Origin of the sequence: Cypionkella sp. (genome assembly GCF_034376685.1) — a bacterium.
Taxonomy (GTDB): Bacteria; Pseudomonadota; Alphaproteobacteria; order Rhodobacterales; family Rhodobacteraceae; genus Cypionkella.
Map to the genome: position 1 here is coordinate 26606 of NZ_JAXMJJ010000118.1, position 14249 is coordinate 40854.

The 14249-nt window shown below is 60.1% G+C and carries 12 protein-coding genes; 6 read left to right on the forward strand and 6 right to left on the reverse strand.

Annotated features, from left to right (window positions below; translation table 11 throughout):
- Window position 1: 1 nt before the first annotated feature.
- The 6 genes from U1A24_RS21575 to gmd are packed head-to-tail and all read right to left on the reverse strand — an operon-like array spanning window position 2 to window position 8436.
- Complete coding sequence (locus tag U1A24_RS21575; RefSeq protein ID WP_322324045.1) at window positions 2–1414, reverse strand: mannose-1-phosphate guanylyltransferase/mannose-6-phosphate isomerase; 1413 nt, start codon at window positions 1412–1414, stop codon at window positions 2–4.
- The gene (locus U1A24_RS21580) at window positions 1411–3015 is read right to left on the reverse strand and encodes a sulfotransferase family 2 domain-containing protein (RefSeq protein WP_322324046.1); all 1605 of its coding nucleotides are present in this window, start codon (window positions 3013–3015) and stop codon (window positions 1411–1413) included. The genes U1A24_RS21575 and U1A24_RS21580 overlap by 4 nt, the downstream gene beginning before the upstream one ends.
- A gap of 60 nt (window positions 3016–3075) precedes the next feature.
- On the reverse strand, window positions 3076–3990 hold the full coding sequence (locus tag U1A24_RS21585) for an FkbM family methyltransferase (RefSeq protein ID WP_322324047.1): 915 nt from the start codon (window positions 3988–3990) through the stop codon (window positions 3076–3078).
- A 7-nt stretch (window positions 3991–3997) separates the two neighbouring features.
- Window positions 3998–4804 (reverse strand): class I SAM-dependent methyltransferase, encoded by an 807-nt coding sequence (locus tag U1A24_RS21590; protein WP_322324048.1) that lies wholly within the window; start codon window positions 4802–4804, stop codon window positions 3998–4000.
- A gap of 40 nt (window positions 4805–4844) precedes the next feature.
- A complete protein-coding gene (locus U1A24_RS21595) occupies window positions 4845–7436 on the reverse strand; it encodes a glycosyltransferase (RefSeq protein ID WP_322324049.1) in 2592 nt (863 codons plus the stop codon).
- The gene (gmd, locus tag U1A24_RS21600; protein ID WP_322324050.1) at window positions 7423–8436 is read right to left on the reverse strand and encodes a GDP-mannose 4,6-dehydratase; all 1014 of its coding nucleotides are present in this window, start codon (window positions 8434–8436) and stop codon (window positions 7423–7425) included. Before gmd ends, U1A24_RS21595 begins: the two co-directional genes overlap by 14 nt.
- A 325-nt stretch (window positions 8437–8761) precedes the next feature.
- On the opposite strand from gmd, the gene U1A24_RS21605 reads away from it, so the two are divergent.
- The 6 genes from U1A24_RS21605 to U1A24_RS21630 all read left to right on the forward strand — a co-directional run.
- Window positions 8762–10003, forward strand: a complete 1242-nt coding sequence (locus U1A24_RS21605) for an FkbM family methyltransferase (protein ID WP_322324051.1) — start codon at window positions 8762–8764, stop codon at window positions 10001–10003.
- Between the two features lie 56 nt (window positions 10004–10059).
- On the forward strand, window positions 10060–11025 hold the full coding sequence (locus U1A24_RS21610) for a hypothetical protein (RefSeq protein ID WP_322324052.1): 966 nt from the start codon (window positions 10060–10062) through the stop codon (window positions 11023–11025).
- 151 nt (window positions 11026–11176) lie between these two features.
- Window positions 11177–12094: a WcbI family polysaccharide biosynthesis putative acetyltransferase gene (locus tag U1A24_RS21615; protein WP_322324053.1), complete on the forward strand. Its 918-nt coding sequence runs from the start codon at window positions 11177–11179 to the stop codon at window positions 12092–12094.
- On the forward strand, window positions 12091–12780 hold the full coding sequence (locus U1A24_RS21620) for a sulfotransferase family 2 domain-containing protein (protein ID WP_322324054.1): 690 nt from the start codon (window positions 12091–12093) through the stop codon (window positions 12778–12780). The genes U1A24_RS21615 and U1A24_RS21620 overlap by 4 nt, the downstream gene beginning before the upstream one ends.
- Before the next feature lie 107 nt (window positions 12781–12887).
- The gene (locus U1A24_RS21625) at window positions 12888–14003 is read left to right on the forward strand and encodes a hypothetical protein (RefSeq protein WP_322324055.1); all 1116 of its coding nucleotides are present in this window, start codon (window positions 12888–12890) and stop codon (window positions 14001–14003) included.
- On the forward strand, window positions 14000–14249 hold a 250-nt coding region (locus U1A24_RS21630), incomplete at its 3' end, for a hypothetical protein (RefSeq protein WP_322324056.1). The genes U1A24_RS21625 and U1A24_RS21630, both read left to right, overlap by 4 nt.

The window sequence follows — 14249 nt, forward strand, 5'->3', positions numbered from 1 at the left end:
TTCAGCTGCGCGCGTAGATGTCTTCGTAGCGGATGATGTCATCTTCCCCCAGATACGACCCGGTCTGCACCTCGATCAGCACCATCGGCACTTTGCCGGGGTTTTCCATCCGGTGCACCGCGCCCAAGGGGATATAGACCGACTGGTTTTCGGTCAAAAGCTGCACTTTTTCATCCACCGTCACCCGCGCGGTGCCCGCCACCACGATCCAGTGTTCCGAGCGGTGGACATGGCTTTGCAAGCTGAGGGCAGCGCCCGGATGCACATGGATGCGCTTGACCTGAAAGCGGTCGGACAGGATCAGCGTTTCATACCAGCCCCAAGGCCGGTGATCTTTCGGGAATTGCACCGCTTGTTTCGCGCCGCGCGCCTTCAGCGTCGCGACCGCCTTTTTGACGTTCTGCGCATCCGACATATCGGCGACCATCACCGCATCATGCATCGCGACGGCGACAATGTTTTTCAGCCCGATGCCGACCAGCTCGATCTCGGGGCTTTCCGAGCGCAGCAGCGAGTTTTCGCAATCAAACGCCGTGGCATGGGTCGACAGCGCGTTATGGGCTTCGTCCTGCGCGCTTTCCTGCCAGACCGATTGCCAGCCGCCCAAATCCGACCAATGGCCGTCAAAGCGCACGACGCTGACGTTGGCTGCCTTTTCCATCACCGCATAGTCGATTGAATCCTCGGGGACTTTCGCCCAGGCTTTTGCCTCGATGCGGGTGAAGCCCAGATCGGCGACAGCGCCATCCAGTGCCGCCTTGACCCCAGCCAGAATAGCGGGGGCATGTTCGGCAAAGGCTGCGATCAGCACGGTGGCCTTGGCCAGAAACACCCCGGCATTCCACAGATTGTGCGGGGCGGCGAACAGCTCGGCAGCGCGAGCGGCATTGGGTTTTTCGATGAAACGGTTCAGATGATGCACACCGGGATGCGTCACAGCCCCGGCCTCCAGCCAGCCATAGCCGGTCTCAGCCCGGCTGGGCTGGATGCCGAAGGTGACGATCTGCCCAGCTTCGGCAGCAGGCAGACCCTGCGCCACTGCAGCCCGGAATGCCGCCGGATCGGCCACCGCATGATCCGAGGGCACCAGCAGGATCAGCCCCCCGGGGTTGCTTGCCGCCACCTGCAACGCCGCCGCAATCGCCGCAGGGGCGGTGTTGCGCCCCTCGGGCTCGATCATGATCCCCGAAGCCTGCACGCCACATTCGGCCAGCTGCTCGGTGACGATGAAGCGAAACTCATTGCCGGTGATCACCAAAGGATCGGCAAAGCCAGGGCCCACAAAACGCAGGGCCGAGGCCTGAAACAGGCTCTGTTCGCCTAAGATATCGGCAAATTGCTTGGGGAAACTTTTCCGCGACAGCGGCCAAAGCCGGGTGCCGGAACCACCGCACAAAAGAATGGGAGTAATCATGTCGTTACCTCGTTTGTCGTGGCCTGGAGCAGCGCTTCATCCGCGCCAAAATAATCCGTGACCATTGCTTCCAATGTGTTGTCGAAGAAGCAGGCCTTGTCCAGCTTTGGCAGCACCATGATGTCGCGGGGCAGCAGGTCGGGGGCATCGGGATGCGAGGCCAGACCTGTGCCGCTGCCGGTGACATTGGCGGGCTGGCGCGGCAGGGTCACGCCCGAGCGCTGTTCCAGCATATCCACCACATCATTGATCTGATCAAAGCTGTAGATCCGGTCATAGGACAGGCCTTGCAGATAATCGACCTGCGGGCGCCAATGCGGATCCAGCTTGTGCGAGGGCAGGGCGGTGATCTCGCAGATGAACTGGCGAAAGCTGATACCAAGATCCGGGTCAACCGTGGCGTGGCCTTGGCGACGTTGTGCGGCGCTGATCACCGGCAGGGTGTGAAACAGATTGCCGGGGCTGTGCCGCTCGATGACGAATTTCTCGATATAGGCGCTGAGCAGGCGGTCGCGCGGGTTGCGCAACACCGAAAACTTGAACATCTCGGGGTCGGCCATCAGAGCTTGCGCCGTGGCCAAGGGATAATCGCCCAGTTGCAGCCCGGTGCGGATATGATCGGTCAGCCCGTGCACATCCTTCAGCAACAAAGCAGGGTGACCAACCTCGGAGACCTGCACCATCAGGCGCTTGAGGAAGGTGCAGGCGACCTTGCCAATCGGGCAATACAGCACGCGGGCCTTGCGGCTGACAAACACCTGCGTCAGTGGCCAAGCCAACGCGTTCTTGCGTTTGCGCTCGGCGCGCTGGAATTCCGGGCTGAGCACCATCTCGCGGCTCAGGCTGGCATGGCTGCCCAAGGCGGGCAGCGGCGCATTGGCGCGCAGCTTGAACTCTTTGGTGTTGCGCAGATTGCGCTCCAAAGCCTCGCGGCTGGCGACCTGCTGGAAATGCAGAATGGAATTCTCATCGATGGGGCGGCCCATCAATTCCTGAAACAGCTGCACCACCACATCACGCCGCAGCTTGGTGCCTGCGATCAGATCGAACAGGGCGGCATCATAGTGGCGAAAGCCGGCGAGGTCGGGAAGCTGGGTCTTCTTCTGCCACTGTGCTGCGCACTCCAGCGCGCGGGCAAGCGCCTCGTCGCTGACCTGGGCAGCCGGCGCCACCCGGCTAAGCGCCCAAAGCAGCCAGGCGCGGGTATTGGCCCGCACTTCGACGGCATCGACCAAAAGCTGGTGTTGCGCGAAATCAGAGCTGATCCAGCGGGTTTCAAAGGCTTCATACCGCGCGAAGTCCTCGCTGGCAAAACGACGAAAGCCCTCAGGGCTGTCGTCGCCGCCCTTGGCGACGAAGGCCTTGTAGCGCATCACCACGCTCAGCGGGAATTTCTCATATTCAATCAGATAGAGACGATCTTCGCTTTGCGGCAGCACATGATGGGCAATCGCCTTGGCAGGGTTGCCATCTGTGCCTGCATTCAGCGCAAGCCCTGCATCGCGCATCGCCGTCCAAACCGGGCCCAGACAGATCTCCAGCATCTGCGCCATCAGGCTGCGCCGCCCCGGAGGCCAGGTGACGACGGTGATGTTATCCATAGCAGGCAAGCCTCATTCTTCGGTTTTGTTCAGCAGAGCGGGGGGCGGGGGCAGTTTGCATTATAACAACGCCGGATTGGCCCACAGCTGGACGCCATCAATGCGGATCTCAGGCCTGCCGTTGACCAAGGGGGCAATGGCGGGGCGCTCCATTTCCATCCGCCAGCCCAAGCTGAGAAAATGCGCGCAAAGCTGGCCCTCAACGATCCGGCTATGGGTGCCGATCAGCACGCGGCGAACGTGGCGCGCCATCGCCTGCGCATTGCCGTGGACATAGTCATATTCAGCGCCCTGAATATCAATATGCAGCAGATCAATCGGCTGGCCTTGGCTGAGCTTGTCCAGCGGGAAACAGTCCAGCACCTGCACGCGTGGGTCTTTCTCGGCAGCCTGCAAGATTTGCTCGGGGGGATAGAACACAGGCTCGGCACCCCAGTTGGCGCCCTCGACGGCATGCACCGGAAAGATCGCCTTGCCGGGTTTCGGGCCTGCCACGCCATGATGCAGCGCGAATTGGTCAGGGCCAAAGCCGTTCAACTGCAGCACATCCCGCGCACTTTGCAAATGATAGCGGTCGCCCTCGATACCGATCAGATCGACACCAAGCCCGCGCGCACGCGCCGCCACCCCCATATTGGTGAGCCAGCAACCCCAGCCACAGCCCAGTTCGACAATGCGGTAAACCGTCTGGCCCTGCGCCTGCGCCAGTGCCACCGTGCGCAGAGCTGCCGCCCATTCGGCAATATCGGCATGCCAGTTGCCCGGATGCGGCACCGGCTCCACCGTGCCTGCCATCGCGGTCAAGACCGAAGGATAAACCGCCGGCGTGATGCGGGTGCCCAGAAAATTGCGGATGATGCCCGCCTCGGCCGCCTGATCCGGCTGCTGAAAGCTGGCAAGCAGGGCTTCGGCATCAAACTCGCAAAAGTAATCGAACAGGGCAGCGGTGATCTTCTGGGCAACGGTCGCAGACATCCAGCGCTTACTCCGCCTTGATATAGCTGCGTGCGGGCAGAGTTGCCTCATCACGGTCGCGGTAAAACGCGGCTTCCTGATTTGGCACGGCTTTCGCCCAAGCCATCGCGCGCGAGGGGAAATGCGCAGGGCCCGCCTGCGATTTCACCACGTCGAATTCGGCAGCCCCAAGCAGCGCATTCAGCCCCGCCAGATTGGGGGCAAAGAAATTGGTCGGGTCATTGCCCAGTTCGCGGAACGGATAAAGCTGCAACAAAGCGGCATCCTTCACCCCCGGCGCCGCCTGCGCCAGCTTGCCATAGCTGCCATCGGATTGCCGGACATGGTTGTCGATTGAGGCGGTTTCGACAAACAGATCGCCGCCCGGACGCATCACCGCGCGCACCCGGTCCAGCCCCAGCAGGATATGCCGCAAATGATAGATCACGCCCAGACAGAGCACGATATCAAACTGCCCCAGCACCGCCGGATCAAGCTGATAGATGTTCATGGTGCGCCAGCTTACCTTGCTGCGCAGCGCCTCTGAGGCCAGCGCAAAGCCGGTCACCGATTGCTCGACATGATCGAGCGCCACCACCTCGGCGCCACGGCGTTCGGCCTCAAAAGAGAAGAACCCGTCCCAAGCGCCGATATCCAGCACCCGGGCGCCCTTCATATCCGCAGGCAAGCCCAAAGCATCCAGCGCCGCCAGCTTTTCCTGCGTCATGTCCTTGCCGGGGGTGACGTAATCGTCAAACAACCGGATGCGGTGGAACCAGCGCCGTTGTTGCACCCGCGCAATCAGCGCCTGTTTTTCTGCGGCAGTCAGGGTCATCAGAGCATCCTTTGTTGCTTGGCGCGCCTTCAAGCTGCTCTTACAGCGTGCTTAAAATATCGCGTAGCCGTGCTTCATAGCGTTTGGCAATGGTTTTGGCCGAGAAGTTCTGCTGCACATAGGCCAGACCTGCCGCCGCTTTCGCGGCGCGGGCTGCCGGATCATTGTAGAGCGTGCGCATTTGCCGGGCGGCATCTGCGACATCGGGCTCGGCCCATTTCTGACCCTTGCGCACGAAGATGTAATCATCCGGTGCCAGTTCGACCTCTTGATAGCCGACCAGCCAAGCGGTCTCATCCGAGCAGAAATCCATATTGCCGGAATAGCCGGTGCAGATCACCGGCACGCCAAGGCCCATCGCCTCGATCATGCCAAAGCCCCAGCCTTCGGATTTGTGCAACGAGACATAGGCATCGCAGCCCTTTTTCAGCAGCAGGAGGTCGTCATAGCTGAGGGTTTCGTTCAGCACGACGATGCGCTTATCGGCTTTGACCAGTGCATCCACCTGTTTCCAGATCTCAATCTGCACCGGATCGGCGACCCTGCGGCGGTTCTGGGTCTTGATCACCAGCCGCACATCCTTGTTGCCTTCAAAAGCTGCAGCAAACGCCTTCAGCACGCCAATCGGGTTCTTGCGCTGCACGAAGGAAAACGAATCGAACACCACCAGAAACACGAATTTGGCCTCATCAAAGCCAAACAGGCCCTGGACGAAATCGCGCGCCTGGGCACGGGGGATCTCGGGCAATTCTTCATAGCACATGCCGACATTGCTGACCGGGCCTTTGAATTCCGGCTGATAGATCTGCACACCGTATTTGGTCGAAACCCAGATCTCATCCAGCATTTCCATGCCGAGATAATGGCAGGCGGCGGGGGTGTTCAGCTCCCAGAAGAAATAACCGATGTTATAGGCACCCGAGAACACATCGGGCTGATAGGCATAGGCCAGCGGGATCGATTCCGCGTTCAGATGGATCAGGTTGACCTTTGCGCGCTTGTAGCCCGACAATTCGCCCACCCGGCTGAAGCCTTCCGGGGCCGGGTTATCCAGCCCGAAGTTGACCGAGTTCACCGTGATCGGCGCAGGATCATCGCCAATTTCGGCGATCACCGAGGCCGAAAGCCTTGTGGCCTGCCCCAGCCCCGAGGCTTTCTCGAACGGGCCGATCACTTGCAGATCGACGATCTCATCACTGACCACGGCCGGCAGCGCCGCCGCTTCAACCCGGTGGCCTTCGGCGGTGAGGGTCAGGAAGCAACGGCTATCCAGATCAAAACCCTTCAGCCGCAGCACAGCGGCGTAATCAGCGCGGCTGATCATCGGAATATCGGCCTCGGCCTCGGCGGTGCTGTCTTGGAAGGTATCGGCTATTTTCTGACTGTCGGAGGTCTTTTGGCTGGGCTTCGGGATACCTTCGGTCATCTCGCGGAAGAATTGCGCAAACAGCGAGACCCCGGATTTGCCGGGTGCCAGCAGCGCCTCGATATCGTCAGCGGGGATATAGCGCAGGTAATCCGGGCGCTGCACCGCCATCATCATCAGGCACAGCACCAGACGGCGGCGGTCTTCCAGCAAGGACAGATCCAGCGTCGCCAAAGCAGGGGTTTGGCGATGGATGCGGTCCATGAAATGGCTGGGGGCAAACGGGTTGCCCTCCCAGCCATCCGGCGTGCTGGACAGCAGATCAATGTAATGTTGTGGCACCAGACAGTCTTCGACATGCAAGGCTTCGGCGCGGTCAATCGACCACCAATAGATCACCCAGACCAACCAATCCCGGCTTTCAAAAGCCATCGAATTCCGGATCGGCGGCACGTCGAGCAAGAACGGCCAGGTCGCCCGCGTCAGGCTGAAGCGTTGCCCGACGATACGGATCGGCTCATTGAGGTAATCCAGCACCTTTTTTGAGATGGGAACCCGCAAGCCACCGCGCAACGTGCTGTAATGCGACAGAAACCAGCTGAGGAAATGCTCTGTTTCGGCAGTATCGGCATGCACCGCAAAACGATCTTCCAGCTTGTCACGGTAATAAAGATACTCGCTGTAGCCCGTCATCAGCCCGGGCAGCGCCCCGCCGTTGATATAATCCACCGTGTCAAACAGCGCGTGGTGGCGCGCAAGCGGTGGGCTGCCGGAAACCGCAGGCTGATCCTGTGCGATTTTCAGCAGGCCCAGTAACTGCTGCCCCGCGCCAAAAAGCTGTTGCTGCAGAGTGCCCAATGGCGCGCCCGCCGACTCTGAGCTGCGCTCAGTGCCAGAGTCGGTTTGCCGCGAGAAATCATAGCTGCCGATGGCCAGGACCGGCTCACTGAGGCTGCGCAGCTGCACCTTGCCACCATTGTCGCGAATCGCGCGCAACATGATCGCATCCAGCGGAATGGCAAAACCATTATGCCCAGAACTGATACCCAAGCCCGCAACATCCGAGCGATAGACATTCGCGGTGCCTTGGGTGATCAGGCCTTGCGACGAAAACACCCCAATCTTGATCGGGCCAAGGTTGGCATCGCGTGGCACCACCCAGCCGACCAAGGCATGATCGATAAATCCGTCGATATTGCCGCGAAAACCGCGAAAGCCGTGAACGACCTTGGCAAGGCTTGCCCGCAGCCGTTTAGGCAAGCTCATCGTAATCGGCCTTTGCCATCATCTGCGCCAGACCTTGCACCGAAACAGTGGCCTTCCAGCCAAGGTTTTGCTCGGCTTTGCTGGCGTCACCGATCAGCAGTTCCACTTCCGCCGGGCGGAAGAATTTTTCGCTGATCTCGACGATGCGCTTGCCGGTCTTGGCGTCAATGGCGGTCTCGTGGATGCCCTCGCCCGAGAACACTGGCTCCATCCCCAAGGCCTCAGCCGCAAAGCGGATGAAATCGCGGATCGTGGTGGTGACACCGGTGGCCAGCACATAATCGTCAGCCACGTCCTGTTGCAGCATCCGCCACATGCCTTCGACATAATCGCCGGCAAAGCCCCAGTCGCGCTTGGCGTCGAGATTGCCCAGAACCACCGGATCCGAGCCGCCCTTGGCCAGTTTCGCCAAAGCCAAAGTGATCTTGCGGGTCACAAACTCTTTGCCGCGCAACGGGCTTTCGTGGTTGAACAGGATGCCCGAGGACGAATGCATCCCGAACGACTCGCGGTAGTTCATCGTGATGTAATGGCCGTAGACCTTGGCCACACCATAGGGAGAGCGCGGGTAAAGCCGGGTGGTCTCGCGCTGCGGCACTTCTTGCACCAGACCAAACATTTCCGAGGTTGAGGCCTGATAGAACCGCGTGTCGGGTTTCAGCGTGCGCAAAGTGTCCAAGATACGCACCACCGCCATGCCATCGGCATCGGCGGTATAGATCGGCAATTCCCACGAAGTGCCGACAAAGCTTTGCGCCGCCAGATTGTAGAACTCATCCACCGGATAATCGCGGATGGTGCGGAAGATGTTGTTCATCTCGGTGAGATCAAACTCGTGCAGATGCACGTCTTTCGCCACGCCCAGTTTTTCCAGCCGCACGGTTTCGGGCTGCGAGATCCGGCGCACACCGCCGTGCACCTCATAACCTTTGTCCAAAAGCAGTTTCGCCAGGTAAGCGCCGTCTTGCCCGGTAATTCCCGTAATAAAAGCTTTTTTCATCTTTTCTGCCCTGTTTCTGACAATGTATAGCCGCCCAAAACTCTTCGCCGCAGCGCAGCAAAGATCAAGCCTTCGCTATCTGTTACCCTTGCCTAGAAGGGGCCGCAATCGATTTTTGCTGCCAAATGCCCTGTCCAGATCGGCAACAGCGGGGTCTTGCTGATCAAAGCGACTTCATCCAATTCCGTCATTCTTACGACGAGATTTGCATTTTTCTCTACATAAATCGCGGCACTGCGCACAGAACCACGCCATCGGCTTCAATTCCGCGCCGAAGCATGGGAAGCTTGGCCAAGGCCGCAGGATTCTGAAGGGTGAACACAGCATGGACGCGGAAATCCGCATTGATCATCCCGATCTGGCCTATCTGGGCCTGACCGTCGCGATCCATGACCCCGAGCTGGATCGCCCGGTGTCGAGCAGCATCGCGCGCATCAAGCTGTGGGAGGGGTTTTTGACCCGGCAGTTGCTGGCGCTGGTCAGTGATCCCGCCTTCAACGCGTTCTACGATCTGGGGGCCAATATCGGCTGGCACAGTCTGGTGCTGGCCGCCCATCTGCGCGCACGCGGCCTGCCGGGGTCGGTGGTGGCGGTAGAGCCTGCGCAAAGCAATCAGGCGCGGCTGCGGCGTTCGCTGGTGCTGAATGGGCTGCAAGACCGGGTGCAGCTGGTGGCGGGGGCTGTCGGCGATCACAACGGTCAGGCCCGGCTGGATCACGATCCGGCCAGCGCCGGCAACCATCATCTCAGCGGCTTCAGCTGGCCCAGCGACAGCTATATCACCAGCGAGGATGTGCCGATCCACCGGCTGGAAGATCTGGTGCGCGCGCAGGGCTGGCCGCGGCCTACGCTGATGAAGATGGATGTGCAGGGCCATGAATTGCAGGCCCTGGCCGGGTTTGGCAGCATGCTGGCAGATCAATCCGACTGGATATTGGCGATCGAATTCGTACCGGATTTCTGGAGCCTTGAAGAGCTGATCGCGCTGATCGGCCCGGATGCGGTCTATCAGCTGGATGAGCAAAGTCTGGCGGTGGTGCCGACCTCGCCCGAGAGGTTGCGCGCGCTGGGGGCCGAGTGGCCGCGGCGCTATTATGATCTGATCCTGAGCAAAGGCCCGAAAGCCCAGGCCGCGATTGCCGCCCTGCCCGCGCATTGTGACACGATGCAGATGCGCTTTATCGCAGGATCGGGCACGGGTTTTGGCGGGCTGATGGAATCGGCGGCCCGCTGGGTCGGGCCAGAAGCCGATTGCGTGCTGGAGCCTTTGCGCGCGGATCAGCCCGCGCAACAAGTCGAGATCAGCGGCCAGATCCTGCGTAAGCTGTGGGAGGGCGTGATCGTGTTGACGCTGCGGGATGGCGCTGGCCAGCACCAGCGCCATGTCTTGAAACCACAGATCCCGTTCACCCTGCGTTGCACGTTGGGCCCCGCCCCGGTGCGGCTGCATTTTGCCTTGCGTGAAAAACCCGGTGGCACCCGCCGCCATCCGCAGCACGCCTTCCAGCTGTCGCATCTGCAATTGCAGGTGCGGACAGAGGACAGGTTGCCTTCGCAAGCGTCCTGACGCAGCCTGCCGCCAGCTATTTTCCGCGAACATATACGGACCAGATGCGCTATTACATGATCAACACCACCCGCAGCGGCACGCTTTTACGCTGGTTTCAGTTCGACAAACGCCGGCCCTGGCTTGATCTGGAAAGCCCCGATTGCACGCTGACGCTGCAACTGGTCGGCGAGGCAGCGGCCAACGCCAGCTTGCGCTTGAGCGACCGCGCGGGCCGCACCCTGCCCTATGATCTGCTGCCTGACCCACAGGTGCCGCAGGGCCTGCCAGATTTCGCCCAGATCCCCGCGCCGCGCCGCCAGCTTTTGCGCCTCCGCTTCCGCTTTCCGGGCGCCGAGCCGCTTTATCTGCATGATGCCCGCGATGGCGCTTTGCTGCTGACGCTGGAGCCGGTGATCCGCTATCCGGCGTTTCTGTTTGGGCTTTTGCAGGAATGTCAGGCACGGTTCTGCCCGGAAGGCTTCGAGAATTTCGTCGAGACCGGCACGCTGATGGCGCATACCACGTTGCACGCAAGCTATTGGTTCCCGAAAGTCTGGACCATCGAGCTTTCCGAGGAATTGCACGCGCAAGCGCAGATATCGCTGGCCACACGGCCCAACGTCACCTGCCTGCTGGGCAATTCCGGTGACGTTCTGCCAGACCTCGCCGCAAGCCTGACCGGCCCCAGCTTTTTCTTTCTCGATGCGCATTGGAGCGGTGATGAGACCACCGACTGGGACGCCTCGCGGTTTTCAGGCTATCCGGTCGCCACCGCCCGCATCGCTGATCCCCAGCTGTCCGAGGTGGACCGGCAGGTGCCGCTGATGGCGGAACTGACCGCCCTGGCCGAGCGGCATTCCGGCAAGGCGGTGGTGCTGATTGACGATTGGGGCAGCATCGGGCGGCGTGATTTCGGCTTTGCCGGCGAAGATTGGGGCAGTCTGGATGCCGAAGCGATCCGGGCCTGGATCGCCAGCCACCCGCGCACGCAGTTTCATTTCCGCGCAGATCATCACCGCTATCTCTGGGCAATGGCTTGAGATCGCAGGCGGGGTGTCGGCATGGTAGCGCGGAAGCCCTGCACCACTGGTTGCACCGCTGCGGGGCGCTGCCTATACTCCCTGCTTTAGAAAAGACCCACATTCCCCCGGTTTGCCGCGGGGAACGGGTGGCAAGAGGCAAGATCACCGCATGAAGTGTTTCATTGTAAGCAATTGTACCCATTCCCCGATCAAGGAATATCTCGCCGCGACCGGCCTGTTTTCAAAACTGGATTCCTGCGCAATTTTCACCATCAAACCCGAAGATCTTGAGGCGAAATATGCCGAGATCCGCTCGGGCTATGATCTGGTGTTTTCAGCCGTGCTTTACGGCGACAAATGGGGGCCATTTGAACATGCCGCGCTGAAAGCCGATCTTGGCGACCGCGCCATTCTGTTCGATGCGCCGTTCTTTGAGGGCCTGCACCCCGATCTGATCCATGTCTCGCAAAATGACGAACGCTTCAAATCGCCAATCGGGGATTACCACAGCGGGCTGATCTTCTGGGGCTATATGACCGGGCGCAAAATCTCCGATCTGGTCGATATGTATGAGTCCGGCGAGATGCCGGACTTCTTCAATGCCAAAACCATCTGGGACCGCGCCGTGCAGGTGCTGACCGAGCGCGAGGCGCTGGCCGATGTCCGCATCGCCGCCGATATTGCCGATCTGTGCCGCCAGAAGCCCGCGATGCTGACTTTCAACCATCCGACGATGGATGTGGTGGCGGCTTTGTGTGACGGTTTCACCAAACTCACCTTCGGGCCGCGCAACCTGCCGGTGATGATGACCGGCAATATCCACAACATCCTGCTGTCGGATGTGATCATCCCGGTCAGCCCGGCAGCGATCAAGGCGCAGGATCTGCCCTATCAGACCACAGCTTTGTATAAATTCGGCCTCGCCGCCCCCAACCACGAAAAAGGCTATCTGGCCTTTGACCGTTTTGCCCGGATGAGTTACGCCCGCTACGGCTGTGTGGATCGTGCGACCTTGCGCGCGACAACCCCCGGCAGATCGACGGCAGCGCTTATGAAGGCGATTGAAACCCCGCAGGAAGCAGCATGATTATCAACAACCAATACCAATTCATCTATATCCATGTGCCCAAAACCGCAGGCACCGCGGTGTCGACCTATTTGCAGCAATATGCTGGCCCTGCAGATATTGATCTGGGCGGCGCAGTGATCAAGCACAAAGACCACGACAAGCACGAGATTGCGGTCTCGCTGAACCAGCTCTGGAACAAGCAATGGGGCATCGAAAAACACTCGCGCACCGCCGTTGCCCGTGCCAAGATCGGCCCGGCGATCTGGGCGCGCTCGTTCAAATTCGCCTTCGTGCGCAGCCCGTTCTCGCGCACCTATTCCGGCTTTCGCTTTGCACAGCGCAACCATTCGCTGAATGGTGCTCTGGACAACATGAGCTTTGCAGACTTCCTGCGCTCGGATATTTTCACCACCCTGCGCATCCTGCCGATCCAGTCACAGGCGGCGTTTCTCAATCCGATTAATCAGATCGACTTCATTGGCCGCTTTGAAAATCTGAACGAAGATCTCGCCCTGGTCTCGTCGATCATCGAGCGCAAGCGCGTTGCGGTGCCGATGATCGAGACGCTGAACAAAAGCGCCGAGCCCGATGAATGGCGCTCGATGACCGAGGACGATATGGACATCATCCGCAGCGTGCTCAGCGCCGATTTTGACACTTTGGGCTATTCGAAAAAAGACGGCTCGATTTTGCTAGGCGTCTGATTACCTGCTCGGGGAGGCTCTGCGCCTCCCCCATATTTTATGTCCCCGTATGTGGCTTTACGCTTTCCCGCCCTCCCCTCCCCCACACAGCAGGACCGTTTGATACGATGAAAATGCTTCTCAGCGCTGCAGCAACCGCTGGCACGACTGCAGATTCCGATGCCCGCAGCCTGCTGCTGCGCCGCTCTTTGCGCGCCTATTGCGGCTCCAGCCGTCAGCCGCTGATCACCGAGACCGAGGCGCTGGCTGATGCCAAAACCCCAGTGACGGTGCTGGAAAGCCTCAGCGCCTTTGCCCCGCCGAAACACGCGCCGCTGGTGCTGTTTGACGGGCTGGTCAACGCCCCCGAGGCGCATCTGGGCCGCAATGTGCTGGTCTGTATGGGCACCTTGCAGGCCGAGTTGCAAAGCTTCGCAGAGCGCAATGGCGTCGATACCAAAGCCGCCCCCTTGTGGTGGAAGAACATCCTGCGCAATTACGAGCGCATCATCTTGCTGGACAATCACGCTCTGGCGCAAAGTGCGGGCTTTGCACCTTGGGCCAAACTGCATCTGGCCGATAATTTCCCGGTTGAATTGGGCCCGAAACGCGATGCCAAGCGGATTTTGATCCTCAATCATGATCCGGATGCAGGCGAGGCGGTGTTGTCGCTGCATGACGCGCTGGCGCAACTGGGTGAGGTCTCGGTGCTGGGGCCGCATAGTGTGATGACCGAAGATCTGGAGCATATGCTCGAAGCTGCGGTGCATGTGCATTACGGCTATAGCACTCACCGCGCCGCCACGGCGCTGACCCCGATCGACAGCCTGATCAACGGATTTTACACCATCGTGATGGCAGCACCACAGCCCACAGAGCCGCTGATCAAAGAGAAAACAGCGGCGGAGGCCTTTACCATTCCGGCAAAAGCCAAAGTGCTTCAGAAATCCAGCCTGTCGAAAAAATCCAGCCTGCCCGAAAAAACCAAATCGAGCGAAAAAACCAAAGCCGGGTTGCAAGAGGTGCCCACCGCCGTGCTGCACGAGATCCGCAACCGCCGCTATGGTCTGGTGGTGGAAGACAGCAGCGAACTCTTGGAAGGCGTCGAGCGCTTCCTCGCCCGGCTGGCGATGTTTGATCGCGACAAAATGGCCATCAATCCCGAATTGCAGAGATACGACCGCATGAACGAAGAATATATTGCCGCCATGCACAGCCATTTCACCGCGCAGGTTCCGGCATGATCCGCGTCGCCTGGTTCTCGCCGATTTCAACCCAGACCGGGATCGCGCAATATTCGCGCAACGTGCTGGAAGAAGTGCAGCGCCTGATGCCGAAAGACCGCATCGAGGTGATCGTGTTTCACCCCGCGACCAGCGACACCGTGGTCGAGATGCCCTACCCCACCATCGAGCTGAGCGACAGCCTGATCCGCTCTGATCTTCCCGCACTTTACGATATTGCCATCTATCATCTTGGCAACAATGAGA

What these genes read in the sequence shown, in the direction of transcription:
- U1A24_RS21575 (WP_322324045.1), bottom strand. Translation starts at nt 1,414, where the DNA reads ATGATTACTCCCATTCTTTTGTGCGGTGGTTCCGGCACCCGGCTTTGG.
- U1A24_RS21580 (WP_322324046.1), bottom strand. Translation starts at nt 3,015, where the DNA reads ATGGATAACATCACCGTCGTCACCTGGCCTCCGGGGCGGCGCAGCCTG.
- U1A24_RS21585 (WP_322324047.1), bottom strand. Translation starts at nt 3,990, where the DNA reads ATGTCTGCGACCGTTGCCCAGAAGATCACCGCTGCCCTGTTCGATTAC.
- U1A24_RS21590 (WP_322324048.1), bottom strand. Translation starts at nt 4,804, where the DNA reads ATGACCCTGACTGCCGCAGAAAAACAGGCGCTGATTGCGCGGGTGCAA.
- U1A24_RS21595 (WP_322324049.1), bottom strand. Translation starts at nt 7,436, where the DNA reads ATGAGCTTGCCTAAACGGCTGCGGGCAAGCCTTGCCAAGGTCGTTCAC.
- gmd (WP_322324050.1), bottom strand. Translation starts at nt 8,436, where the DNA reads ATGAAAAAAGCTTTTATTACGGGAATTACCGGGCAAGACGGCGCTTAC.
- U1A24_RS21605 (WP_322324051.1), top strand. Translation starts at nt 8,762, where the DNA reads ATGGACGCGGAAATCCGCATTGATCATCCCGATCTGGCCTATCTGGGC.
- U1A24_RS21610 (WP_322324052.1), top strand. Translation starts at nt 10,060, where the DNA reads ATGATCAACACCACCCGCAGCGGCACGCTTTTACGCTGGTTTCAGTTC.
- U1A24_RS21615 (WP_322324053.1), top strand. Translation starts at nt 11,177, where the DNA reads ATGAAGTGTTTCATTGTAAGCAATTGTACCCATTCCCCGATCAAGGAA.
- U1A24_RS21620 (WP_322324054.1), top strand. Translation starts at nt 12,091, where the DNA reads ATGATTATCAACAACCAATACCAATTCATCTATATCCATGTGCCCAAA.
- U1A24_RS21625 (WP_322324055.1), top strand. Translation starts at nt 12,888, where the DNA reads ATGAAAATGCTTCTCAGCGCTGCAGCAACCGCTGGCACGACTGCAGAT.